Source organism: Erythrobacter sp. JB3-1 (assembly GCF_057364995.1).
This window is the reverse complement of sequence record NZ_CP200289.1, coordinates 394773-418966: the sequence shown is the minus strand read 5'-3', so window position 1 is coordinate 418966 and position 24194 is coordinate 394773. Positions and strand designations below refer to the sequence as shown.

Below are 24194 nucleotides of genomic sequence, written 5' to 3'. Positions count from 1 at the left end.
TGGGATGACGTTCGAATTGAGAGGAAAATCTAAATGGAAGTATCAGCCAACACCCCAGCCGTCGTCACTGGCGGCGCATCTGGCCTTGGTGCGGCAACGGCTCGCGCACTCGCGGCCAAGGGTGCCAAAGTCGCCATCTTCGACATGAATGAAGAGAAGGGCGAGGCCATGGCGGCCGAGATCGGCGGCGTGTTCTGCAAGGTCAATGTGACCAGTGATGAAGACGTGGACGCTGGCTTTGCCAAGGCGCGCGAAGCTCACGGCCAAGAGCGGATCCTCGTGAATTGTGCTGGCATCGGCAATGCGATCAAAACCGCCAGCCGCGACAAGCAAACTGGCGAGATCAAGCACTTTCCCGTCTCTGCCTTCGACTTCGTCATTCAGGTCAACCTGATCGGCACATTCCGCTGCATCGCCAAATCGGCGGCTGGCATGATGTCGCTCGACCCGATTAATGAAGACGGCGCACGCGGCGCGATGGTCAACACCGCTTCTGTTGCGGCTGAAGACGGCCAAATCGGCCAGGCGGCTTACTCTGCATCAAAGGGCGGCGTTGTCGGCATGACTTTGCCAATCGCTCGCGATCTGATGCGCGAAGGCATCCGGGTGAACACCATTCTGCCGGGCATCTTTGAAACCCCGCTGATGAACGCTGCTCCTCCGCAGGTGAAGGAAGCGCTCGCTGCATCTGTGCCATTCCCGAAACGGCTCGGCCTGCCAGAGGAATACGCGAAGCTCGCCATGACCATGATCGAAACCGGCTATTTCAACGGTGAAGACGTGCGCCTCGACGGCGGCATCCGTATGGCACCGCGTTGATGGTATGACCCTTGATTAATTTGCCCGCCAGTACGCATGTCTAAGGCGGCAGTTTATCGGGATTAGTAAAGAAGGCGGGAGAGGCGATTGGCTCACGAGAAGATCTTTCAATCTCGGGCTATTTGGCTCTTCCGCCTTTTCCTATTGGCCATCATCGCCGCCTCGCTAGCGGCCAATCCCGCTTTCGCCGAAGATAGCGATGGATCCGAGCTGCGCCTTGAAAAGGTCTGGAGCTATGATGGCGGCGGCTATGGCTCAGACTTCAAGCTGGAGCCGACACTCGCGATCACGCCGGAGCATGTTCTGGTGGCTGGCTTCATGCCAAAGGGGGACCAGCAGCATCAGGTAATCCGCGCGTTCGATATTGAAAGCGGGAAGCCTGGCGATGTCCTCAATCACCCTGACGCACAGCCTTTTGAGGGTTTCGGCGAAGCGATCGCAGCGAATGATCGCTTTATAGTCACCGTCTTGCACCGTCAGCATTCACCAGAAGCTGGCGGCCAGTTGCTGGTCTACGACGCGAAGACCCTAAAGCTGCTGCGCCGCATAGAGAACCCGCGCGCTGAGGAATCTGCGTGGTTCGGGATCGCTGGTCTGGCCTTGGATGATGAGCGCGTTCTCGTCTCCGTTTCCACCACAAAAGATAAGCGCGCGAACGCTTGGGTGTTCAGCGCCGAAACCGGCGAGACTTTGCTGACTATCGACGAGCCGAACGTGCCCGAGAAAGATCGCCGTCTGAGTTATTTTGGCCATACGATCGCGATGAATGAAACGCATATTGCGATCGCCTCAAACGGTCAAACAGGCCCGACGGGTCTCTATGCGCCGGGAGAGGTCTGGGTCTTCGACGCAAAAGGTGGTTCCTTACAATACAAGCTCGATAGGCCGGCGTCAGAAAAAGCGACCATGTTTGGCCGGTCGCTCGTTCTGTCGGATGGTCGGCTGCATGTATCGAGTTTGGGCGAAACGGGTCCGCTGAATTGGCCTACGGGGCGCCTGCACTCCTATGATTTGGACAGCGGCAAATTGCTTTTCACAATCGAGGATAAGGGCATTCCGGCCAAGAATGATGACCTGTTGAACGGTGCAGGTGGGGAAGGATTTCCATCACATCTGACCGGCGAAGGCAAATTGCTGATTTCAAGCCTGCCAGATTGGTCGGGTTCGCATATGGGGCAGGGCGGGCTGGTCGTAATCGATGGCGCCACGGGCGGCCGCCTTTTGACCTATCACCATGAAACCGGTCAGCAAAACGCGCGCTTTGGGCGCGCTCTTGCCGCCGGATACGGATTTATCGCGGTGGCGGAAGAGGTCGGCACGGGCATAAACACGGTTCAGCGCGTAACGCTCTACCGGCTGATCTAGCTCGCCATCAATTCTGGTTCAGCGTCCTTGCGTGCGATGAACTCACCCAGATCGCCAAGCAGTACGATTGGATCGCGCAGGCGCTCATCCTGCATTTGCTCAATAAACTGGGCGTATTCAGGGTGCGAGGGCATGAACACGGACTTCTCCTCAAATTGAGCCGGGTTGAAGGTGCCCCAATTGGTGATTCTGGCAAAATAGATGTGCTGAGCGCCGACCTCTTTTGCGAGGTCTACCGCGTCGCCCATTTCAAGGTAATTGTCCCGCTGGACGACGAACACGAGCTTAAAGCAGTCGATCTCTCCACGCGCGGTCAGCTCGCCTGCAAAGGCCATGTTTTCAAGCATAATCGGCCAGATCGATCCCAGCCTTAGCTTTTCATGCGTCGGCCCGGTTGCCGCGTCGATGCTCACTTTGAGCAGGCGAGTGCGGCCATGCAAAGTGGGAAATTCCGCCCATTGCTTGGGCGTCAGCAGCATGGCGTTGGTCATGATCTGAAAGCCTAGCTCGGGGTAATCTTTTTCAGTCGGCTGCTTCATTAGGTTACGAAAGTTCTTGCTTGCAAATGGATCGCCTGACCCGGTGACGAAAACGGTCTTCGCGTCTTTCAGCAGCGGCAGGATGTTCTTGCGCTGCATGTCGTCATAGGTCGCCCGGGTTTTGGAATCGGCGGCATATTTTTCGATGCGGCAACTGGGGCAGGCAAGGTTACAGGTGCGGTCATAAGCCAAGTTGACTGTCTCTGGCCCTTCTTGAACGGCCGTTTCCTTAGCGACGATGATGCGCGCCCATTTGGAGGATTCCTGCGCGGCGTCGCTGGACTTGGGTAGGGTGTTACCAGCGATTGAGGGGCAAGCCGACTTGTTGCAGTAGCGGTAGGTCCCATCATGGATGCTTTCGCGGACTTTCTGTGCGGTCGGAGAGTTCCAGACCTGCTGCCAATCGCTCGTGCGCATATCCCCTACCGATGCCTGGAGCCAACTGGCGCAGCAAAGGTGTGTCGAGTTTTCCAGCACATCCACTTGGCGGAACGGAACGCTGCAGAATTTGCCGGTCAGATTATAGGTTGGATTGTCCGGCTCTCGCAGGGCTTTGAGGCGGAACAACACCCCTTGGACCAAAGCCGATTGGCTGTTCTTGATTGCCAATGGCTCGGCCAGTGCAAAGGGGCGCTCGAATTCCCCGGCAGTCGCAAGCGCGAGGCTTTGCAGCATTACGAGAAGTGCCTGCGCCGTCGCGTCTGGTTCCTGCGCTATCCTGTGGTCGATATGGCTCACCATATCAGGGAAGAGCCTCAGGAAATCCGGTATTTCGTCCCAAACTTCCGGATGGTCGAGACCGTCGGACAGGATGCTCAACAGCAGGTCTAGCAATTCGTCCAAGGTCAAGGCGAGCGGCGCTTCGGGCTCTGTGCGGGTTTCCACACTCATCATTCGGTCTCCATTGGTATCGCTCTGCAGACCTATGCGAGGATGGTTAACGGAGATTAGGGATAGCCCCTCCGCGCTTCGACCTAGTTGCAGGCATTTGTGATGGCTCTGGTCGGCGCGGCGATATTAAGCATTGCTGTTGGACCGCCGGATATGTCAGTTGTCATCAATGAGAGCTGGAGAACCCAAATATATGACCGACTACACTCAGATACTCGTCGACAAGGCTGATGGCATTGCGACCATCACGCTCAATCGCCCTGAGAAGATGAACGCCTACACCCGCACCATGGGGGCGGAGATCATCGCGGCGATGGATGATATCGACGCGGATGACGCGGTGCGCGCGGTGATCTTTACCGGCAGCGGCGAGAAAGCGTTTTGCGCCGGCGCTGACCTGACACCGGAAAGGGGAGGGCATGTGTTCTCCGACCCGAACGAGGTTGAGGATCTGTCTGATGAGCGCGTGCGCGATGGCGGCGGATTGCTGACCCTGCGGCTCTATGAAAGCACCAAGCCGCTCATCTCTGCTTGCAATGGCGTAGCGGTGGGTGTTGGCGCGACTATGCGGCTGGCGATGGATATCCGGCTAGCGAGCGATACGGCGCGTTATGGCTTTGTCTTTGCCAGGCGCGGAATCGTGCCAGAGGCGGCCTCGAGCTGGTTCTTGCCGCGGATCGTCGGCATCAGTCAGGCACTCGAATGGTGTTACTCTGGCCGTGTGTTTGATGCGGAAGAGGCGAAATCAGGCGGACTGGTACGCTCTGTTCACGCGCCCTCCGATTTGCAGCATGCAGCTCGCGCCCTCGCTAGCGAAATCGCCGAAAACACCTCTGCCGTATCGGTCGCGATGACCCGGGCGATGATGTACCGGCTCGCCAGCGCAGACCATCCGATGGAGGCGCATAAGATCGACAGCCGCGCAATCTACCGTCTTTCGCGCGGGAAAGATGCGAAAGAGGGGATCGCTAGCTTCCTTGAAAAGCGCAAGGCCAAGTACCCTGGCAAAGTTACCGAAGACATGCCGGATTTCTATCCGTGGTGGGACGAGGCGACCTACGAATAGCGTCTGCTTAACAGCCAAGCTTGCATTCACTGCTGGTTTCATGGGAAACCAACGCGCTGAATGATCAAGTCGCAGGTAAGAATCGGAGCGCAGGGGTGAGCCAAGCAGGGGGCGAACAAAAGACAGCGGGCGCGGTGCAAACCAGCGTTCCCTCGACAATGCCGGGACAGCTGGCGGACTTTCTGCCCTATCAACTTTCGATTGCATCCAATGCAGTAAGCAGCCTGATCGCTGAGCGTTATCGCAAGCGCTTTGGCCTCAAGATCCTCGAATGGAGGGTGATGGCGGTGCTTGGCGATGCCAAGGATGGCACGGGACGACTCACGCAAAGGGCGCTGACCGAGGCAACGTTGATGGACAAGGTTGCGGTGAACCGCGCCTGCAAGGTTCTGGAAGAACGCGGGCTGATCGCCCGTGCTCCCAATGCACGCGATGGACGCTCACACCTCCTAGAGCTGACCGAGGATGGGCGGGCTATTCACCGTGAAGTGATGCCGCTTGCGCAAGCGAGCGAGAGCGAGCTCTTTGCTGATTTCACCATCGATGAACAGATGAAGTTTCGCGAGCTTCTGCACCGAATGCGTGAGCGCGCCGGATTTCTGGCCGAGGGCGGCGAAGCGGACTGACGCGGCCCAATCCTAATCAATTAAATTGGCCACAAACAAAAAGGCCCGGCTGCAATAGCCGGGCCTTTCGTCTGTGCGCCTTCTGAGCTTGCTCCATGCCAGCCGGCGCGTTGAGTGGTTCGCTACATCAGTGCGTCCGAGATCGAGCATGCTGCTGGACCAAGGATAACGATGAATAGCACCGGCAGAATGAACAAAATCAGCGGTACGGTCATAATCGCTGGCAGACGAGCTGCCTTTTCCTCGGCGCGCATCATACGCTCGTTCCGGAATTCTGCGGACAGAACCCGCAGAGCGGAAGCCAGCGGCGTACCATAACGTTCGGTCTGAACCATAGTGGTAACCACGCCTTTGACGGCGTCGAGGTTGACCCGGTAAGCCAGATTGTCGAACGCTTGTTTCCGCTCGTTCAGGAAGGACAGCTCAATCGCGGTGAGGGCAAATTCATCGCCCAGTTCCGGATAAGCGCGGCCCAATTCCTTAGCAACGCGGTTAAACGCGGCATCGACAGTAAGGCCAGCTTCGGCGCAAATGACGAGCAGATCGAGCGCGTCGGGCAGGCCTCGCTGGATTTCCAGCGTGCGCTTACTCGCCTTATTAGACAAGAACAGTTCTGGAGCTTTGTAGGCGCCAAAGACTGCCACGGTGAGCGCGCCTGCACGCTTAAACGCACCCCAATCTGGGAAGAAATCGAGCACGTAAATTACGGTCACTGCGATTGCCCCGATCACGATAGGCAAAATCGCTCGCAGCATGATAACATAAACCGCGAGTTCTTTGTTGCGGTATCCTGCGTAAGCCAATTTCTGCTGAATGTCTTGCGGCTGGCTGTCTTGCAGGATTTTCATACTGTCGAGGCGCTCTTTGACCTTGTCAGTACCCTCGGTCTTGCGAACCAAGCTGGCGCGTTTCTTCGTATTGCCGGTGACAATGCCCGCTTTGAGCTCGTCACGTCGCTCTTCGAGCGCTTTGACGCGTTTGGCCATCGGATCCTTGATCGTCACGGCAGCGTAGATCGCCATGATCACGGCAAAAGCAGCAAGGCCAGCCAGGATCGTACCGACGACGATAACGTCGAAACCAAGCAAAGTGGGGCCGGGTTGAGTGTTAATCATAATGTCTCTTCCCTCACTTAGATTTCAAAGCTGACCATTTTGGCCATGATAAACGCACCGATCGACATCCAAGTTAGGCCGCCAAGCCCAGCAATGATCAACCGGTCCTCGGTAAAGAAGCCGCTGAGATATCCAGGGTTGATCCACCAGACCATTGCGAACACAATGAAGGGCAGCGAGCCAACGATGTAGGCAGAAGCTTTCGATTCAGAGCTCATCGCTTTGATCTTCAGTTTCATTTGCGAGCGTTTGCGCAAAACATCTGCCAGGTTCGACAATGTCTCGGCTAAGTTACCACCTGTCTCGCGTTGAATGGCCAGCGTGATGCAGAAGAAGTTGAATTCAGGAATGCCAAGCCGGTCAGCGGTTTCCTGAAGCGATTCCTCCATGGTCCGGCCGATGCGGATGCGCTCTGTGATGCCTTTGAACTCGACGCCTACTGGGCCTTCGACTTCTTGTGCGACAACACCAAGCGTTTCGGTAACTGGCAGGCCAGAGCGCAGGCCCCGGACGAGCAATTCGATGCCGTCAGGAAACTTTGCGTTGAACTGCGCAGTTCGCCTGTTGATCATGAAGTTCACAACCAAGTGCGGAATGCCGGCGCCCATAAGCAGACCCACACCAAGCGACAGCAATAGCGCGCCGGATTTGATGAAGACCAGAACCGCGATGACCAGTGCTAGGCCTAGCGTCGCATAGAGATAATGCGACAATGTCCAAGGCTTGCCGGTTCGGTCGAGCCGAATGGCCAGTGCTTCAGTGCGCGAACTCGCGCCCGCCACTTTCTGAGCCTTTGGCTTGCGAGCAGCAATTGCCTTCTTCAGCTGCGCATCCACCTTCGCATCTGTGCTTTGCGAATGGCGATACCTCAGGGCCTCAAGGCGTCGTTTCTGAGCCTTGCCCGAGTTTGGACCAGTCGCAAGGACGTAGCCGCCAACGAGGACTGCAAAAATCACCGTGGTGATGAGCAGGATTTGCAAGAGTTCCATGCTTTCCCTTCCCGCCTTTCCTTGTTTAGGCGTGACCAATCAGCAAGCGGGGAGGGGCGCCGCACCGATATGCGGTGCGAGGCTACTCCCTTAGCGCTTGTTATTCAGCCGGTTCGGCCTCTGATTTGTCTTTCTTCGACAGCAGCGACTTCAGATCAAATCCGCCCAAAAGCGACTTTTTCTCTTCTGTCAGCGCTGCCAAATCGTCTTCGTCGGCGCCCATGATCCGTTCACCAATCTGCTTGATAACAGCGGTGGATTTGCTTGAGCGGTTGGCGTCAACGAACACTTGGCCAAGCTTTGCAGCGTTGGACGCGGCCTTAATGTCGTACGGAATGACGAAATCAATTTTGCGTTCAATTGATGCTTCAAAGTCAGCTTTGCTGATCTCAGCGGTTGCGTTTTGAACCTTATTGGCAACGACCATCGGATGGGCGTGCGCAGCATTGGTTTTCAGCCAAGACAGAACGCGAATGGTGTCGCGCGCAGATGCCAAGGTCAGCTCGCAGGTAACCAGCACGAGATTGACCTCGCCCAGCAGATGCGGGAAGTTGATCAGCATATTACGCGGTAGATCGATCACAGTCATTTCGAACGCTTGGCGGAATTCTTCCTCCAATTGTAGGAATGCCGCACCATCGGTCATCAACGGCTGATTGATCGGTGCCTCTGCAGACAGGATCGACAGATTATCGTTGGCGCGGATCATGGCGCGCTCAATGAAGAGCCCGTCAATCCGGCTTGGATTGTCAATCGCATCGGTCAGGCCGCGGCCCGGCTCCAGATCCAGTGCAAGCGCACCGGTGCCGAAATGCACATCGAGATCAAGCAGCGCGGTCGGCGCATTGTGCTCATCACTGAAAAGCCATGCGAGCGAGGTCGCCAGCGTGGATGCTCCAACACCGCCGCGCGTTCCGACCACTGCGGTCGAAATGTGGCGTTGCACTTGCTCTGCTTCGCCGCCCTTGGGCGAAGTGAACACAGTAAGGGCTTGATTCAGCGAATCGTGAATCTGCTGGGCCGAGAGTGGCTTCAGAAGATAGTCGTGGATGCCGCTGGCAAGCAGGTCACGGTACAAACGTACGTCGTTGACTTGGCCAACAGCGATCACGACAGTGCCAGGCTCACACACTTCTGCGAGAGCATTGATGTCATTCAGCGGGTCGCCGCTTTCAGACAAATCAACGAGCAGGATCGCAGGGCTGGCGCTGACTGACAGCGACTGGATCGCATTGCGCAGGCCGCCTTTGTTGCACTTCTCTGGCTGCCAACCCATTTCGATGACGACTGGGCGCAGTACGTCCAGTGCATTGTCATCGCAGATGTAGGCTGCGAATGGATCACGATTGCCGGGTAGTCCGGAATTCCAAGGCGCGTTCATGGATCAATTCCCTCCGGTTGAAGCTGCTGGCAGACCGCCTGCACCAGATGGTGCATTGTTGCGGAAAGTGTCGATTGCTTTGCTGCCGCTGGTAACAACAGATTCGCCAGTGCCTTTCTTGCCTTCGAGAAGGTCCTGCGGATCCGCGATCATGGCAGCGATGTTGCTATTAGTCGCACAGCCGTAATTCGGGCTGGTCGCATTATTGTAGTTCATGTCCGATGTGGCTGACCAATCAGGGCAACCTGGAACCGAAGCGTCCGACCGGGTTATTACAATGCGGGCTTGGCCTGGATTGAGGAAACCAGCGGTCGTTGGTGCCGTTTCGCTGACCAGCAGACCGTACCGTGCTGCAAGATCGCTCACGGCGGTCTTCAGTGCAGGATTGTTGGTCGGATCATCTATTGAAATCCGATCACCATAGGCCAGTTCCATTGTGTCGAACCAACCATTAACGCGTTGCTGCTCAGAAATTGGCAGTCCAGAGCGATTGGTTTGCACATCAAGTGTGAAATTCGTCCGCTCAATCACTGGTTGTTTTGTGCTGTAAAGGCTCCGATCGGTTGGCATGCCGCCGCATCCGGCGAGTACCGTTCCAAGCGAGAGGGCAATGGCAATAGCGGGCAGTTTGGCCAGCTTACTGTGAGTTGCTTTGGGCATCATTTTTACCTTTCTCACTTCGATTAGAGGCTAAAACCGGGAGCCGCGGCGTCAGCCTGGCGGTCTTTTTTCCGGTCTTTTTTCTTGGCACGGCGTTCGTCTTCGCGGCTTGAGCCGGGAACGATTGCAGCAGGATCAGCGGCGCTGACTGATGGCTCAGGAGCATTTTCGTCACCCGCAGCCGTTGGTCCGGGACGAGCCGCACCGCTCTCGCTCGCGCTATCCTGGTAACCAATCAATTGCTGGATCTCGTTCGATGCACGGAAGCCGTCAGTTGGCAGCTTGATCTCGTTCGCATTCACTGGTTTGACCAGATAAGGCGTGACGATGATCACGAGTTCGGTCTCGCCCTTGCGATAGGCACGAGAGCGGAACAGATTGCCTAGGATCGGAATATCACCGACACCTGGTGCTTTATCGATCGAATTCTGCGAGTTGTTGCCCATCAGACCCGCGATCATGAAGCTCTGTCCAGATCCCAGCTCGACGGTCGTTTCCGTCCGGCGAATTGTAAGAGCTGGAACTTGGAAGCCGTTGAGCGTGACCGCGCCTTGCGTTGAAAGCTCGGAAATCTCTGGGCGGACCCGCAGCGAGATTCGGCCATTAGCCAAAACCGTTGGGGTGTAAGCGAGGCTAACGCCGAAATTGCGATATTCAATTGAAACCGAACCAAGGCCTTCGCTGATTGGGATCGGGAATTCACCGCCTGCCAAGAAGCTAGCCGTTTCGCCCGAAAGCGCCGTTAGGTTTGGTTCGGACAGCGTGGTGATGAGGCCGATCTGTTCAGCAACATCAAGTGCAGCGGTCACGTCCAGACCGAACAGACGACCCAAAGCGCCAAAGGTGTTGCCTCCAGCTGAATTGATCGCGGTTCCAGGAATGTCGTCCAAGGTTTCGAACAGGACGGCACCGGTGACAGGATCCACTGCTACGGAACCATCTGGTTGTAGTAGTGGCACGCGCCCACCAAGGATCGTTGGCTGGGCTACACCATTACCAGCGGCCAGGGGGCCGCCAAGATTGACTTCGCCGTTCGTGAAGTTTCGGCCACTACCAAAAGCACCCCGGAACCCGCCAGTTGACGCATCAAAAGTGGCCAAGTTGCCGCCAATGTCGCGAGTGAGCGAGCGGCTAACCTCAGCAAATGTCACCTTGAGGTTAACCTGCAGTGGTGTCGCTGTTTTCAGGCGGCTGATCACGTTTGCGCCGTCGCCAACAAAGGCTTGCACAAGGCGTTCTGCCTCAGCAGCATCTTCGGGCGCAGCCACTGTACCAGTCAGCAGAACTGTGTTGGTCCCCATGGTTGCAACGCCAATTTTCGCTTGCGGCATCGCCAGAGCCAGCATTTGATCAATGCTGCCAATGTTAGAGCCAACGCGAATGTTAGCGGACCAGATCACATTGCCAGACGCATTGCTGGCGTAAATCGTGGTTTCACCGCCTGAGCGACCAAATACATACAGCTGACGCTGAGATTTGACTTGCACATCAGCGATTGCCTCATTGGCAATGAAGACATCCGTCATCGCGCCAGGCACGGTGACCAATTGGCCGCTGCCGATGGATAGGACAACGTCCTGATCCGGGCTGTTCACTTGCTGAGCGGTGGCAATGTTTGCCGGAGCCGCAACAAGCGGTAGTGCGGCAATGCTGGCCAGCAGCATTTTTGCAGTAGACAGGCGTTTCATTTTATAGCCCCTTGATGGTTTCCCTGTTGCCGTTTTCACGGCATCCAAGCTTTTGATCTGGTTCGTCATTTTCTGTTCCTTCAACGGATCAGCAATGCGCCTGCAGCAGGTGCAGTCTGACCGGCGTCACGCACATTTTGCGATTGGCCTTGACGGAAAGAAGTGGTCGCACCGCGTACACCGCCCACTGGAACTTCAGTGGTTTGCTTGCCGCGAGTGACACGGACGGCTGGGCCGCGATTGATCGGCGCACCATTGATTTTTGCAGACACGCCTGGTGCAGCCGGAGTGACCCGTGCTTTGCCAGAGTTCTGAGAAGGCACTGTCTTACGCTGGAAGCGTGAAACATCGCCGCCGGTTGAGAAGGTGGTGCCCTTGTCATTTGGACGGTTCATTGCTGATTGCAGCAACTTTTCTTCTTCTTCAGGCGTTGTGCCGTCTGGAATTTTCACATCGCCAGAAGCAATCGCGCGTTCAAGTTCCGTCTGATTGTCTGCGATCGAGCGCAGAACCAGGCTGAGTGTGCCGAGGGTTTGTGCAACAGCCACCTTCTCAGCGATCTTCGGTGTTACTTCGATAGTAACAGTACGGAACGCACGAACGACAGTCTTGCCAGCTTCGTTGGTCGTTTGCTCGGTAGACTGGTCAGTTGCGAGGACGCGCAGGTTCCGCAGTACTGTCTCGGCTGCCTTGAGGTCTGGCCCGTCGCCTGCAACGGTTTGGGTCAGGACGAGGTCAACCCGGTCGCCTGGGAAAACAAAGCCTGCAACGCCAGTTCTGGCTGACACCGGCACTGTAACAGCGCGCATGCCTGGGCCAAGCGCCGCAGCGAGGAAGCCGCGATCGCCAGGGCTCACAAGCGAGCCTTGGGTCAGCGGTTCACCAGCGGTGACCGGATGACGCACGACAGTGCCAAGCAGTTGAGTGATGTCTGATTCGCCATCAATGAAGTAGGCATCCTGCACCAGCTCTTCCGGCCATTGCTGATAGCTCAGCGCATCGGCGGTGATGATGGTGCCGGTTGGAAGCGCACGCTGCGCAACCAAGACCTTAGGACCGACTGGCACAGCAGCCGCCTCAGCTTCTGGGGCAGCGCCCCCGGCGAACATGCTGCGTGCAGCAAAGGCAGTGCCGACCGCGATGATCAGCGCTCCGATGAGCAAAACAAGCTTCTTCCTGTCCATGGCTTTATAGCCCCCTTGTAATGGCCCAGATGAATTCACGGGCGGGTAGATTTGCGCCTTGTAAGCGCGGATTGGTTAAAATCGGGTTCACCCCAAATTCGCAGCCATCGCTGCGCTGGAGAAAATCTTCGGATAGATGACCCACAGGCCGCCGGCCGCGATGGCCACGCCGTAGGGAATTGCGATGCGTTCTTTCTGCTGACGCATGAAATGATATGAGGCCATCACGATGGTCAGCGCGCCTCCAGCGAGCGCCATAATGATCAGCAATTGCATAAAGGCGCTGGGTTCGATCCACAGCGCAAGTGCCGCCAAGAGCTTCACATCGCCGCCACCCATCATTTTGAGGGCGAACAAAAGCGCCATCGCAAAAAATGTGATGATCGCGATGCCGACCTGCAAAACGACGCTGGTCGGATCGAAAATTGTTGGCCCTTCGGGGAGCAGAGACATGCCGCTGGCCCACCAGAACACTGGTGCGCCGAGGACAATCGCCAGGTTCAACCAATTGGCAATTCTGCGGCTGCGAATGTCCGTAAATGCGGCAAACAACAGCGCAATTGCCAAGGCAATCAGCAGTCCGTATTGGATGGTTTCACTAAACATTTGGCCCCCAAAGGTTGACGGCCAGCTCGTCTGGTCGCTCCTTCTGAGGGTGTTGCTACAGATTATGACTTACCAAATAGTAACCAAGCCCGAAGGGACGAAATTAGTGACGTCAGCAAAGCCCTCGCCGCACACAGTTCTAGGGAGCTTGTGATTATGGATCGCCGGGCGATTCCAGCGGCTGCCAATGAGAGTGTTTGGCGCGCGCAAGACGGCCATGAATTGCGCCGGATTGATTGGCAGACTTCTGATGCTGTTGGTGCAAGCCCGCGCGGATCCATCCTGTTTTTTCCGGGACGCGGCGATAATTACGAAAAATACCTTGAAAGCTTGGATGAATGGCACCGCGATGGCTGGCGCGTAACCGCGGCGGATTGGCGCGGGCAGGCGGGGTCTGGCCGACTCGGCGATGATGCCGTCACCGGGCACATCGATGATTTTGCGATTTGGGTCGATGATCTGGCGCATCTCTGGGCAGACTGGATTGCCGAAACGCCGGCACCGCATGTGCTCGCCGGGCACTCAATGGGCGGGCATCTCGTCATGCGCGCGCTGATTGAGCGCCGCGTCCAGCCTGAGGCCGTTGTCTTGAGTGCGCCCATGCTCGGCATGGCGGGGCCGCCGCTGCCGCTAGCGGTGCTGCATGGGGCGGCCAAGCTGATGAATGTCGTTGGCGAGCCAACTCGGCAAGCGTGGAAGTGGAGCGAGAAACCGGGCGAGATGCCTGCGCGTCGCCGTACGCTGCTGACCCATGATGATGATCGCTATGACGATGAACTGTGGTGGCGCGAGCATCGCCCCGAACTGGTGATGGGGCCGGGCGGCTGGGGCTGGGTCGAGCGCGCCTATGCCTCGACCAGAGTTCTTGAGGCGCCCAGCGCGATGGAATCCGTCGACGTGCCGGTGCTCATCCTTTCGACCAGCGAAGACAAGCTCGTAAGCCATGCCGACTGTGTTCGCGCGGTGGAGCGCCTTCCCAAGGGAGAACTGTGCGCCTTTGGCGACGAGGCTCGCCATGAAATCCTGCGCGAAGTGGATGCCGTGCGCGGCCGCGCGATGGACGCAGTTGCCGATTTTCTCGATCGGGTCGCACCTAAGCCCGCAAGCTGATGCCCGATGGAATTTATGACTTTGCGGTTGTCGGAGCCGGAATAGCGGGCGCTAGTCTTGCGGCTGAACTGTCGGCTCATGCCAAAGTGTTGGTTCTGGAGGCCGAGGATGCGCCCGGATACCACGCAACTGGCCGGTCCGCGGCATTCTGGGATGAGTGCTATGGCGGGCCGGGCGTGGTGCCGCTCACCCTCGCATCGGGGCCATATCTGCGTGATGGCGGTTTTCTGAGCCCGCGCGGCGCGGTGCATTTGGCCCGCGACGAAGATTTGGACGCGCTGAGCGAATTTGAGCGAAGCTTTTCCGATACCGGGGTCACGATCGAGCGGCATACCCGCCAACAGATTGCCGCCAAAGTCCCGCACGTTCGAGGCGACTGGTGTCACGCGATTTGGGAGCCAGCCTGCGCGGATATCGATGTGGCGGGCCTGCATCAGCATTACCTGAAGATCATGCGCCAGCGCAGCGCCGACCTTGTCTGCCGCGCACGAGTGGCGCAGCTGAAGCGCTATTCCGACACGGGTCTGTGGGCGGTCACCCTCGAATCGGGTGAGACCTACGGAGCAGAGCGCGTGGTCAATGCGGCGGGAGCATGGGCCGATACGCTCGCGGTCTCTGCAGGCGTCAAGCCGCTAGGCATTGCGCCGATGCGCCGCACCGTCGCGCAATTGCGTGTATCACCTGAAGCCCCGGACGATCTCCCGCTGGTGCTCGACATCAATGGCGGGTTCTATTTCAAGCCAGACAATGGACGGTTGTGGCTCAGCCCGCATGACGAGGTACCGAGTAAGCCGTGCGATGCAGCGCCAGAAGAAATTGATGTCGCCCGCGCGATTGAACGCTTTGAAGCTGTGGTCGATTGGAAAATTGAGCATGTTGAGCGGCGCTGGGCCGGTTTGCGCAGCTTCGCTCCCGACCGGCTGCCGGTCTATGGCTATGATGCAGAGGCCTCTGGCTTCTATTGGTTTGCAGGACAAGGCGGCTTTGGTATTCAAACAGCGCCCGCTGCCGCGCGCCTCGCGGCGCAAGAGCTCTTGGGGCTCAGCGCAGATGCAATGACCAAGGGGATTGAGCGTGCGCGATATGCGCCGCAACGTTTTGTTACAACCGACGCCTAGCCAACCCGGCTTTGATCTGTAAATTCCCGAATCGCAGTCAAATTCATGACCAAGGGAGACAATACAATGTCGCACAAATTTGAGATCTACAAAGACAAAGCCGGCGAGTTCCGCGTGCGCTTTAGCTACAATTCAGAAGTGATGTTCTCGACCCAAGGCTATTCAAGCAAGTCGAGCGCGCAAAACGCTATCGATTCGATCAAGAAAAACGGCCCGGGCGCGCCGACCGAAGACAATGCCTAAGGCATTGTAGCGGCTGGCGCATCGCCGCCGCTGCTCCATGTTCTGATACGAGGGCGGCGTACCGGACGGGTGCGCCGCTTTCGTTTTGAGGTCCGCAGATTGAGGTCAAAGCGCGCATCAGCGCACAAGCGCTAATCAGGCGTCTTCGCTCTCTTCTTCGTCGCTGGCTGATGCCGCGCGGTCGGCCTCATCGCTGGCGAGCTTATCAACGCGATCGTTTTCTGGATGGCCGCTGTGCCCTTTGACCCAGTGCCATTCGACCTGATGCTTTGCCGAGACATCGATGAGCTCATGCCACAAATCGGCATTGCGAACGGGCTTCTTACTGGCGTTGATCCAGCCGCGCTTTTGCCAGCCGGCGACCCATTTGGTCATCCCGTCGAGCACATATTTGCTGTCTGAATAAAGGTCGACTGTGCATGGCTCGATCAGGGCGGACAGGCCTTTGATCGCTGCCATCAACTCCATACGATTGTTCGTCGTGTCGCGCTCTCCGCCCGACAATTCCTTTTCATGACGGCCCATACGCAGCAGCGCGCCCCAGCCGCCAGGGCCAGGGTTGCCCTTGCAGGCACCGTCAGTGAAAATCTCGACGTGTTTCATAGCATCCACCATTGCCCGAATAGTTAGCTTACGCAAATATACCTAGGCCCGCTTCGTCGTAAAAGTGCCATCGTGAGACGAATTGCAATGGGTCCTTGCGTGTGACCAATGCGTCATCCGGCGTATCGAGCCAATCCTCGGCGCGGCTTGCGACAAATCTCAGGCACGCGCCCTTGGCGATTTCGGGCAGCAGTTCGCGCTCGGCTGGCTCAAGCGGGCGAACCGCTTCATATCCTGCGACCAGCGCGCTGCCGAGCTCGTCATTATAATGCGCGCCAGAAGGATCGAAGCACCATGCGGCGTGCGTTGTGGCGAGGTCCAAAGCCATCGTGCCACGGCATGCAAAGTAGAAATCAATCATGCCAGAGACTTCATCGCCCAGCATCAGGACATTATCTGGGAACAGGTCGGCATGAATATTGGAGGCGGGCAGGGCGGACAAATCGAGTGCAGCGGCAGTTTTCGCCGGGCCAAGGACCGAGGGCAGCGCCGGGTTGATGCTTGCGAGGCCTGCTTGGCCGCATTTCTCCAGCACCGCAAGATTGTCAGCAAAGCCCATCGTGTTTGCGCGGGTTAGCTCAAAATCAGCCGATGCGAGATGCATTTGCGCCAGCGCACCGCCCACGGCCCGCGCCTGAGCGGCGGTCGGCTGCGTCGGAGACACACCAGGCAAAAACTCAATCAGCGCGATCGCTTTGCCATCCAGCATCCGAAACGCTGCGCCTGCCTCGTCGTGAATGGTGCGCGGCACCGGACAACCTCCAGCCGCCAGGTGATCGAGCAGCCCCAGGAAATAGGGCAAATCGCTCAGCTCAATTCGCCGCTCATACATGGTGAGGATAAAGCGTGTGGGCGAGATCTGCAGCGCCGCTACCGGTTGTCTCAATCAGCCAGTTTGAGTTCGAGACGCCCTCTGCAATTCCCTTGGCCGAAACCAGATCGCCAACATCGTAATGCGCGATCAACTGCGCTAATTCCTCAGCGCCAAGATGCGTGTAGACCGCCATTCGCCCGCGCGCTTCGCCGGTCTATTCGGTCAATTCACGCGGCAGTTTGAAGACCATCTTCTCTTCCGCTGCCGTGATTGTCTGTTCGTTGACCGGGCGCAGTTCTGTGATCTTGGAGACCACTTCGCGCACCAAGATCTCTGGCGCAGACGCGCCGGCGGTGACGCCCAGCGTCTCCACGCCGTCGAGCCATGCCGGGTCAATCTCATTGCTGCGTTGGATCAATTTGCCCGGCGTGCCCAGGCGCTCTGCCACTTCGACCAGGCGCAGCGAATTAGACGAATTGGGCGCGCCGATCACGAGCAATAGGTCACATTGTTTGGCGATTTGTTTAACGGCGGCCTGGCGGTTGGACGTCGCATAGCAAATGTCCTCCGCCTTCGGTCCGCGAATATTGGGATAGCGCCATTCGAGCGCCGCGATCACTTCGGCTGTGTCATCAACCGACAGGGTCGTCTGCGTGAGATATGCGAGCTCATCATCCGTCTCAAACGGCAGCTTGTCGACGTCTTCCACGGTCTCAACCAAGGTCATCTGGCCTTCTTCAACCTGGCCCATCGTGCCGATCACCTCAGGATGGCCCTCATGGCCGATAAAGATGATGTGGCGCTTCTTTTCTAACTGACGCTCAGCCTGCCGGTGAACTTTTGAGACCAGCGGGCAGGTCGCATCGACATAGATCATATTGCGCCGCTGGGCTTCTGCTGGAACCGATTTTGGTACGCCATGCGCGCTGAAAACGACTGGGGCATCGTCTGGCACCTCGTCCAATTCCTCAACAAAGATCGCGCCTTGCGCTTTCAGCGAGTTCACAACGTATTTGTTGTGGACGATTTCGTGCCGCACATAGACCGGCGCGCCGTAGCGCTCGATCGATTTTTCGACGATCTCAATCGCTCGGTCCACGCCTGCACAAAAGCCGCGCGGGGCCGCAATCAGCAAGGTTAGCGGAGTTTGGTCGGCTTGTCCGCCGCCAGAGGTAGACGAGCTGCCATTGTCGGAATTGGGAAAGGGAGCATTCATATCGCCCCCTCTAGCGCTTTGCGACGTCCGCCGCTAGGGCGTGATACTTCAGTTTTTGTGGTGCGCGGCCAAACGCAGCGCGCGCATTGGATCGATTAATCGAGGACGACCCATTCCATGACGTTTCGCAAGCCGATTTTGCCTGCTCTAGCTCTTGTTGCTGCCCTTGCTGGTTGTGCCCGCGAAGGCGAGTTGGTGGTTGATCAGGGGGTCGGTATTACAGCCGTCCTGACATCCTGCCCATCGGTTGGCATTCCTGATTACACCGGTGATATCACTGCGTTTCGCGCGGCTGGCGATCAGACGGCGGCCAATCTGGATATGACCGCAACGATCACCAATCTGCGTCACACCTGTGATGAAAGCGGCGAGAAGGTTTACAGCCAGGCGACCTTTGATGTGCTCGCCCGCCGCACCGACGTTCGCGGCGCGCGCAGCGTCACCGTGCCTTACTTCGTTACCGTATTGCAGGGCGGCAGCGCCGTTGTGTCAAAGCGGATTGGTGAGGTGACGATCAGTTTTTCTGATGGCCAAGAGCGCGCACAGGCAAGCGGAACCGCGTCTTCTTATATCGACCGCGCTGCGGCGACCTTGCCCGCCGATATTCGCGAGCGGATCACGCGCAAACGCAAGCCTGGCGATGTTGACGCCGCGCTTGATCCGCTGTCCGCACCAGAAGTGCGCGCGGCGATCCAGCGAACCAGCTTTGAAATGCTGGTCGGCTTTCAACTGACCGAGCAGCGGCTGGCCTATAACGCCACGCGTTAGATTGTTCCGCGCACCATCCGGTGCGCGATTTCCTCGCGTTTTTGGTTGGTCAGTTCCACGCCACCCGCGCCCTCCACCCTTCCACCCGGATATGATCCCGGTAGGCTCCTGGTGGAAGGGTGGAGGGCGCGGGTGGCACCGGCATCCAATCGATAACTTTCCGCCAGCGCATAATTCCGCTAACGGCGCAGCCGAAATGAAAACACTATGACCGATACTCAAACACTCTACGCCGCCTTTGCGGATAAGACCCACAGCGCGCTTCAGTCTTTGGAAGCCGAAGGTGTGCTGCCCGAGGGTACCAATTTCGCCAATGTCACGCTGGAGCCGCCGCGCGATCCGAGCCATGGTGATCTCGCGACCAATGCCGCGATGGTGCTGGCGAAGCAGGCGAAGACCAATCCGCGCGCCTTGGCTGAGCAAATCGCTGCCAAGCTTGAGGCCGATCCGCAAATTATCAGCGCAGAGATCGCCGGACCCGGTTTTATCAACTTGCGACTCGATCCTGCGGCATGGCTGGCTGAACTTGCGGCGATCGCTGCGAAGGCTGACGCCTATGGACGCTCTGACATGGGCGCTGGCACGACGGTCAATGTCGAATATGTTTCCGCGAACCCGACCGGGCCTATGCATATGGGCCATTGCCGGGGCGCGGTGGTGGGCGATGCGCTTGCCAGCCTGCTCGAATTTGCTGGCCATTCGGTGGTGCGCGAATATTACATCAATGATGCAGGCGGCCAGGTCGACGTGCTCGCTCGCTCTGCGCATTTGCGATACCATGAGGCTCTAGGCGAGGATATCGGCGCGATCCCAGAAGGGCTCTATCCGGGCGATTATCTCAAACCGCTCGGCGCGGCGCTCGCGAAAGAGTACGGCGATGCCTATGCCGCCGCTGATGAAAGCGAATGGCTGGCGCTGTTCCGCGAGCAATCCGTCGATGCCATGATGGACCTGATCAAGGCCGATCTCGCGGTGCTGGGCATTCATCACGATGTCTTCGCCTCAGAGGCTCAGCTGCACCGCGAGGGTAAGCCCGATGCTGCCGAAGCGTGGCTGCGCGAGCATGACCTGGTCTATGATGGCGTGCTTGAAGCGCCCAAGGGCAAGGCTCCGCCAGAAGATTGGGAGCCGGTGGAGCTGCCGCTGTTTCGCTCAACCAAATTTGGCGATGATCAGGACCGGCCGATCAAGAAATCTTCCGGTTCCTGGACCTATTTTGGCGCCGATCTCGCCTATCATATGCAAAAGGCGCAAACCGCCGATGCGATGATCAACATCTGGGGCGCTGATCATGCTGGTACTGTTAAACGGATCAAAGCTGCGGTCGCGGCGCTGGGCGAGGGGCAGGGCAGCCCGACCCCATTCGACGTGAAGCTGGTGCAAATGGTTCAGTTGCTGCGCGGCGGCGAGCCGGTGAAGATGTCGAAACGTTCCGGCACGTTCGTGACGCTGGCCGATGTGGCTGGCGAAGTGGGTAAAGATGTGGTGCGTTTCACCATGCTGACCCGCAAGCCTGAGGCGCAGATGGAGTTTGATTTCGCCAAGGTGGTCGAGGCGAGCAAGGACAATCCGGTCTTCTACGTCCAATATGCGCATGCGCGGATTCGCTCGACCTTGCGTAAAGCGGCCGAGGCTGGACTTGCGCTATCGGGTGAGAATTTGGCGCAATTGGGCGATGAAGAGCTGGCTCTGATCCGCTTCGCTGCGCAATTCCCGCGTGAGATTGAGGCCGCTGCGAAAGCGCGCGAGCCGCACAGGATCGCCTTTTATCTTTATGATTTGGCCTCAGAGCTTCACACTTTCTGGAACCTCGGCAATGATTCGCCGCAAAAGCGCTTCATCTTGGAACAAGATGCTGGTTTAACAGGCGCACGGCTTTTCCTTGCTGATGCAATCGGGCAAGTGATCCGTAATGGTCTCGGCGTGCTCGGCGTTGAGGCGGTGGAATCTATGTGAGGGCCGAGAGGCTTTTAATGGAAGGGGCCGCGGGCGGTGATGTCTGCGGGCGACAATTATGAGCGATGCAGCCGAACTCGACTTGTCAGAAGAAGAAAGCCTGCCGTGGCTGGAATCCGATGAAGAAGATGATGATGGCGGTGTAGATACCGCGCGGATCATTGGCTTTGCCGCGATCCTGCTGGTCCTGTTGGCCGGCGTGATCGGCGCTGTTTGGTTCGTCACCAACAAGACGGGCGATCAGGAATTGGTCGCCGATGGCAGCACAATCGTCGCTCCAGAGGGCCCTTATAAAGAGCGTCCGGATGATCCCGGCGGTAAAGAATTTGCCGGTACGGGCAATGTCGCACCGGCAGTTGGTGAAGGCCAAAGCCGTGACGGCGTTGTCGCCGATGCTGACGATACAGCAGGTTCGAGCACTGAAAATGGCGCTGGTGCGGACGGCTCTGATGCTGCTGGAAGCGCATCAACCAGCGCTGGTCCAGCCATTGCGACCCGCACCACCGATGATAAGCCCGCCGCGAGCAGCAGCGTCGGCGTACAAGTTGGCGCCTATGGCAGCCGGGCAAAGGCGGAGGCCGGCTGGGTCACGCTCACGCGCCAGACCAGCGTTTTGAACGGTGTGAGTCACCGCATCCAAAAGGGCGAGGCCGACATCGGCACGGTCTACCGGCTGCAAGCGGTGGCAGGTAATCTTGCCGCTGCGCAAAAGCTGTGCACCGATCTCAAGGCGGATGGCGTTGCCTGCCAGGTGAAGCGTTGAGGCGAGAGGCCCAGCCACTTTTCCCCACGGATCAGGGTTACCGCGCTTGATTGAACCGGGTGCGCCTGCAAGGTTTCGCCAATGACACCGGCCATCTTTGGACTTTCTGGCCCTGCGCTAACCGAGGAGGAACGCGCCTTCTTTAAGGAGGCCGATCCGGCGGGCTACATTCTGTTTGGCCGAAATTGCGAAAATGCTGAGCGGCTGCGCGCGTTGACCGATGATCTGCGCAGCCTGCATGGCCGCGACCGTCTGTTGGTTTCGATCGATCAAGAGGGCGGCCGGGTTGCTCGGCTGCGCCCGCCAGAATGGGCGCCCTATCCTGCTGGAGAAGCGTTCGACCGGCTCTATCAAATTGCGCCAGCCAGTGCGATTGAGGCCGCGCGGGCGAATGCTCATGCGATGGCGCTGGAGCTATCGGCGATGGGCATTACGGTCGATTTCCACCCGCCGCTCGACGTTCGCCAGCCCAATGCGCATGACGTGATCGGCGACCGCGCCTTGGGCAGTGATCCGGTGCAAGTCGCCGCAATTGGCCGCGCGATCCTGGATGGGCTGGCGCGGGGCGGAGTGATCGGCTGTATCAAGCATATGCCAGGCCATGGCCGCTCTATGGCCGACACGCATAAGGAAATGCCGACGGTGGCCGCCAGCGCAGAGGAATTGGAGCATGACATTGCCCCGTTCCGCTCGCTTGCCTCTGCTCCGATGGGCATGACCGGCCATTTGCTGTTCACCGCATGGGATGCGGACAATCCGGCCACGTTGTCATCCAAGGTGATTTCAGAGATCATTCGAGGCGCCATTGGCTTTGATGGTCTGCTGCTGAGCGATGATATCGATATGGAGGCGCTGGAGGGCACCATTCCAGAGCGCTCGGCCAAGGCGTATGCCGCGGGCTGCGACATTATCCTCAATTGCTGGGCCAAGATGGACGATATGCGCAGCATCGTGGAGGCTCTGCCCAGCATGTCTGAAGCGACGGCGGCGCGGCTTGACCGCGCGCTGGAAAGCACTCAGGTCCGCGATGACCTGGGCGAGGCGGCAGATTTACTCGCCAAGCGCGATGCTCTGCTGAACATTGCAGAGGCGGCGGCATGAGCTCAGATGGTTTCATGCTAGAAGGTGGCAGCGGCGAAAAGCCGGAACCCGGCAGCGTGAACAGCGCGGGCGAAGCGCATTGGGGCGATCTCGATGGCGCGGCGTCTGAAAAGAGCGAGCGCGAAAAGGCGCTCTATCTGGAGCTTGATGGCTGGGAGGGACCGCTCGACCTTTTGCTGGACCTTGCGCGCCGGCAAAAAGTTGACCTTCGGCAAATCTCCATTCTCGCGCTGGTCGACCAATACCTCACCTATGTTGAGGAGGCTGAGGCCATGCGGCTGGAGCTGGCCGCCGACTACCTCGTGATGGCGGCATGGCTGGCCTATCTCAAATCTGCGCTGCTTCTACCTAAGGATGAGCAAGAAAATCCAAGCCCGGAAGAGCTTGCGATGCGTCTGCAATTGCGGCTCCAGCGCCTCGGCGCAATGCGCGAGGCTGCGGCCCGGCTGATGGGGCGTGACCGGATTGGCCGCGACATCTTCACACGCGGTGCGCCAGAGGGCCTGCGCATTGATCGCAAGACGCAGTGGAAGTGCGACAGTTTCTCGCTGATCCAGGCTTACGGACAAGTGAAGGCGCGCACTGCGCCGCGCATTTATCACGTCTCTGATCGTCCGGTCATGACGCTCGACAGCGCTTTGGAGCGGGTCTCTTCCATGCTGGGGGTCACGCTCGATTGGATGGAAATTCGCGACTTCCTGCCGCCGCATGCAGAGCCGAAATTGCGCAAGTCTGCGCTCGCCTCCAGCTTTGTCGCTGCGCTAGAGCTCGCGCGCCTGGGCCGGGCAGAGCTGTCTCAGGAAGAGGCTTACGGCGCGCTGCGCATCCGCCGGTTGCGAGAGAAAGTGAGCGCGCAGTGAGCGAGGGGCCAAGCGAGATTGCGCGCAGTCTGGAGGCAACACTATTTGCCTCTGAAGAGCCGATGAGCATAGAGGCGCTGGGCACGCATCTGGGCGGGATGAGCAATTCCGATGTGCGCGATGGCCTAAAAGAGCTGAGCGAATTTTACGACAAGCGCGGCATCCATCTGGTGGAGCGCGGCAAGCGCTGGCATTTTGAGACTGCCCCGGATCTTGCACATTTGCTCCGCAGAGAGCGCGAGCAAGTTCGCCGCCTCAGCCGCGCTGCGACCGAAGTGCTCGCCATTATCGCCTATCATGAGCCGGTCAGCCGCGCCGATATCGAATCCATTCGCGGGGTACAGACCGCCAAGGGCACGCTTGACGTGCTGATGGAGGCGGGCTGGATCAAGCTGGCTGGCCGACGTGATGTGCCGGGCCGCCCGGTTATCTATGCGACGACGCCAGAGTTTCTCGATCACTTCGGGTTAAGCTCGCGCCGCGACTTGCCGGGCATCGACGAGCTGAAAGCCGCCGGTCTGCTCGACCCGGTTGATGATGCGCTGGAAGAGGCGATGAGCCCGGACACCGGCGATACGGACGAGGCGGAAGTGGAGGCTCTGGACGGCCCTGACACCGAGGAAAACGCCGTCTCAAGTGACCCTGAAACCGGCTCTCCGCCGCAAGCATTGGATTAGCGACTGGCGCAGCGCCGCCATCGCGCCTATATTGGC

Annotated in this window: 25 protein-coding genes; 13 read left to right on the top strand and 12 right to left on the bottom strand. The window is 58.3% G+C overall.

The genetic code is table 11. The features are described 5' to 3' along the window. Nucleotides 1-33: 33 nt before the first annotated feature. Both AC0V6M_RS02100 and AC0V6M_RS02095 read left to right on the top strand, forming a co-directional pair. Nucleotides 34-819 (top strand): SDR family NAD(P)-dependent oxidoreductase, encoded by a 786-nt coding sequence (locus AC0V6M_RS02100; protein WP_486137211.1) that lies wholly within the window; start codon nucleotides 34-36, stop codon nucleotides 817-819. Between the two features lie 144 nt (nucleotides 820-963). Continuing rightward, a complete protein-coding gene (locus AC0V6M_RS02095) occupies nucleotides 964-2184 on the top strand; it encodes a WD40 repeat domain-containing protein (protein ID WP_486137210.1) in 1221 nt (406 codons plus the stop codon). Here AC0V6M_RS02095 and AC0V6M_RS02090 read toward each other — a convergent pair. Then, nucleotides 2181-3617 carry an SPASM domain-containing protein gene (locus tag AC0V6M_RS02090; RefSeq protein WP_486137209.1) on the bottom strand — a complete coding sequence of 479 codons (1437 nt, stop codon included), beginning with the start codon at nucleotides 3615-3617 and terminating at the stop codon, nucleotides 2181-2183. The two genes, AC0V6M_RS02095 and AC0V6M_RS02090, sit on opposite strands and share 4 nt — an antisense overlap. Before the next feature lie 190 nt (nucleotides 3618-3807). Here AC0V6M_RS02090 and AC0V6M_RS02085 point away from each other — a divergent pair, with 190 nt between their 5' ends. Next, nucleotides 3808-4680, top strand: coding sequence for a crotonase/enoyl-CoA hydratase family protein (locus AC0V6M_RS02085; protein WP_486137208.1), 873 nt, complete (start codon nucleotides 3808-3810; stop codon nucleotides 4678-4680). Nucleotides 4681-4775: 95 nt separating this feature from the next. Further along, entirely contained in the window at nucleotides 4776-5306 is a 531-nt protein-coding gene (locus AC0V6M_RS02080; RefSeq protein WP_486137207.1) for a MarR family winged helix-turn-helix transcriptional regulator, read from the top strand. 122 nt (nucleotides 5307-5428) lie between these two features. Here AC0V6M_RS02080 and AC0V6M_RS02075 read toward each other — a convergent pair whose 3' ends face one another. The 7 genes from AC0V6M_RS02075 to AC0V6M_RS02045 all read right to left on the bottom strand — a co-directional run bounded on the left by AC0V6M_RS02075 (nucleotide 5429) and on the right by AC0V6M_RS02045 (nucleotide 12929). Further along, nucleotides 5429-6421 (bottom strand): type II secretion system F family protein, encoded by a 993-nt coding sequence (locus tag AC0V6M_RS02075; protein ID WP_486137206.1) that lies wholly within the window; start codon nucleotides 6419-6421, stop codon nucleotides 5429-5431. A gap of 17 nt (nucleotides 6422-6438) precedes the next feature. Further along, nucleotides 6439-7410 (bottom strand): type II secretion system F family protein, encoded by a 972-nt coding sequence (locus AC0V6M_RS02070; RefSeq protein WP_486137205.1) that lies wholly within the window; start codon nucleotides 7408-7410, stop codon nucleotides 6439-6441. Between the two features lie 100 nt (nucleotides 7411-7510). Next, nucleotides 7511-8791 carry a CpaE/TadZ family protein gene (locus AC0V6M_RS02065; RefSeq protein WP_486137204.1) on the bottom strand — a complete coding sequence of 427 codons (1281 nt, stop codon included), beginning with the start codon at nucleotides 8789-8791 and terminating at the stop codon, nucleotides 7511-7513. A 3-nt stretch (nucleotides 8792-8794) separates the two neighbouring features. Next, nucleotides 8795-9451 (bottom strand): CpaD family pilus assembly protein, encoded by a 657-nt coding sequence (locus AC0V6M_RS02060; protein WP_486137203.1) that lies wholly within the window; start codon nucleotides 9449-9451, stop codon nucleotides 8795-8797. A gap of 23 nt (nucleotides 9452-9474) precedes the next feature. After that, the gene (locus tag AC0V6M_RS02055) at nucleotides 9475-11139 is read right to left on the bottom strand and encodes a type II and III secretion system protein family protein (RefSeq protein ID WP_486137202.1); all 1665 of its coding nucleotides are present in this window, start codon (nucleotides 11137-11139) and stop codon (nucleotides 9475-9477) included. 80 nt (nucleotides 11140-11219) lie between these two features. After that, a complete protein-coding gene (gene cpaB, locus AC0V6M_RS02050; RefSeq protein WP_486137201.1) occupies nucleotides 11220-12323 on the bottom strand; it encodes a Flp pilus assembly protein CpaB in 1104 nt (367 codons plus the stop codon). An 87-nt stretch (nucleotides 12324-12410) separates the two neighbouring features. Beyond that, nucleotides 12411-12929, bottom strand: a complete 519-nt coding sequence (locus AC0V6M_RS02045; protein ID WP_486137200.1) for an A24 family peptidase — start codon at nucleotides 12927-12929, stop codon at nucleotides 12411-12413. A 156-nt stretch (nucleotides 12930-13085) separates the two neighbouring features. Here AC0V6M_RS02045 and AC0V6M_RS02040 point away from each other — a divergent pair, with 156 nt between their 5' ends. From AC0V6M_RS02040 to AC0V6M_RS02030, 3 genes are all read left to right on the top strand, one after another. Continuing rightward, nucleotides 13086-14039 carry an alpha/beta fold hydrolase gene (locus AC0V6M_RS02040; protein ID WP_486137199.1) on the top strand — a complete coding sequence of 318 codons (954 nt, stop codon included), beginning with the start codon at nucleotides 13086-13088 and terminating at the stop codon, nucleotides 14037-14039. Further along, nucleotides 14039-15157, top strand: a complete 1119-nt coding sequence (locus AC0V6M_RS02035; protein ID WP_486137198.1) for an NAD(P)/FAD-dependent oxidoreductase — start codon at nucleotides 14039-14041, stop codon at nucleotides 15155-15157. The genes AC0V6M_RS02040 and AC0V6M_RS02035 overlap by 1 nt, the downstream gene beginning before the upstream one ends. Before the next feature lie 66 nt (nucleotides 15158-15223). Further along, nucleotides 15224-15400, top strand: a complete 177-nt coding sequence (locus tag AC0V6M_RS02030) for a YegP family protein (RefSeq protein WP_486137197.1) — start codon at nucleotides 15224-15226, stop codon at nucleotides 15398-15400. A gap of 135 nt (nucleotides 15401-15535) precedes the next feature. Here AC0V6M_RS02030 and rnhA read toward each other — a convergent pair whose 3' ends face one another. The 4 genes from rnhA to ispH are packed head-to-tail and all read right to left on the bottom strand — an operon-like array spanning nucleotide 15536 to nucleotide 18033. Next, a complete protein-coding gene (gene rnhA / locus AC0V6M_RS02025) occupies nucleotides 15536-16003 on the bottom strand; it encodes a ribonuclease HI (RefSeq protein ID WP_486137196.1) in 468 nt (155 codons plus the stop codon). Nucleotides 16004-16031: 28 nt separating this feature from the next. Further along, nucleotides 16032-16835 (bottom strand): phosphotransferase, encoded by an 804-nt coding sequence (locus tag AC0V6M_RS02020; protein WP_486137195.1) that lies wholly within the window; start codon nucleotides 16833-16835, stop codon nucleotides 16032-16034. Further along, complete coding sequence (locus AC0V6M_RS02015) at nucleotides 16828-17010, bottom strand: hypothetical protein (protein WP_486137194.1); 183 nt, start codon at nucleotides 17008-17010, stop codon at nucleotides 16828-16830. The genes AC0V6M_RS02020 and AC0V6M_RS02015 overlap by 8 nt, the downstream gene beginning before the upstream one ends. 21 nt (nucleotides 17011-17031) lie before the next feature. Further along, on the bottom strand, nucleotides 17032-18033 hold the full coding sequence (gene ispH, locus AC0V6M_RS02010; protein WP_486137193.1) for a 4-hydroxy-3-methylbut-2-enyl diphosphate reductase: 1002 nt from the start codon (nucleotides 18031-18033) through the stop codon (nucleotides 17032-17034). Between the two features lie 117 nt (nucleotides 18034-18150). Here ispH and AC0V6M_RS02005 point away from each other — a divergent pair, with 117 nt between their 5' ends. The 6 genes from AC0V6M_RS02005 to scpB all read left to right on the top strand — a co-directional run bounded on the left by AC0V6M_RS02005 (nucleotide 18151) and on the right by scpB (nucleotide 24158). Next, nucleotides 18151-18801 carry a hypothetical protein gene (locus tag AC0V6M_RS02005; RefSeq protein WP_486137192.1) on the top strand — a complete coding sequence of 217 codons (651 nt, stop codon included), beginning with the start codon at nucleotides 18151-18153 and terminating at the stop codon, nucleotides 18799-18801. Nucleotides 18802-19008: 207 nt separating this feature from the next. Then, a complete protein-coding gene (argS, locus tag AC0V6M_RS02000; protein ID WP_486137191.1) occupies nucleotides 19009-20757 on the top strand; it encodes an arginine--tRNA ligase in 1749 nt (582 codons plus the stop codon). 58 nt (nucleotides 20758-20815) lie between these two features. Beyond that, nucleotides 20816-21520, top strand: coding sequence for an SPOR domain-containing protein (locus AC0V6M_RS01995; RefSeq protein WP_486137190.1), 705 nt, complete (start codon nucleotides 20816-20818; stop codon nucleotides 21518-21520). Between the two features lie 81 nt (nucleotides 21521-21601). Continuing rightward, complete coding sequence (nagZ, locus tag AC0V6M_RS01990; RefSeq protein ID WP_486137189.1) at nucleotides 21602-22621, top strand: beta-N-acetylhexosaminidase; 1020 nt, start codon at nucleotides 21602-21604, stop codon at nucleotides 22619-22621. Further along, nucleotides 22618-23481 carry a segregation and condensation protein A gene (locus AC0V6M_RS01985; protein WP_486137188.1) on the top strand — a complete coding sequence of 288 codons (864 nt, stop codon included), beginning with the start codon at nucleotides 22618-22620 and terminating at the stop codon, nucleotides 23479-23481. Before nagZ ends, AC0V6M_RS01985 begins: the two co-directional genes overlap by 4 nt. Next, nucleotides 23478-24158 (top strand): SMC-Scp complex subunit ScpB, encoded by a 681-nt coding sequence (scpB, locus tag AC0V6M_RS01980; protein ID WP_486137187.1) that lies wholly within the window; start codon nucleotides 23478-23480, stop codon nucleotides 24156-24158. The genes AC0V6M_RS01985 and scpB overlap by 4 nt, the downstream gene beginning before the upstream one ends. Nucleotides 24159-24194 lie beyond the last annotated feature (36 nt).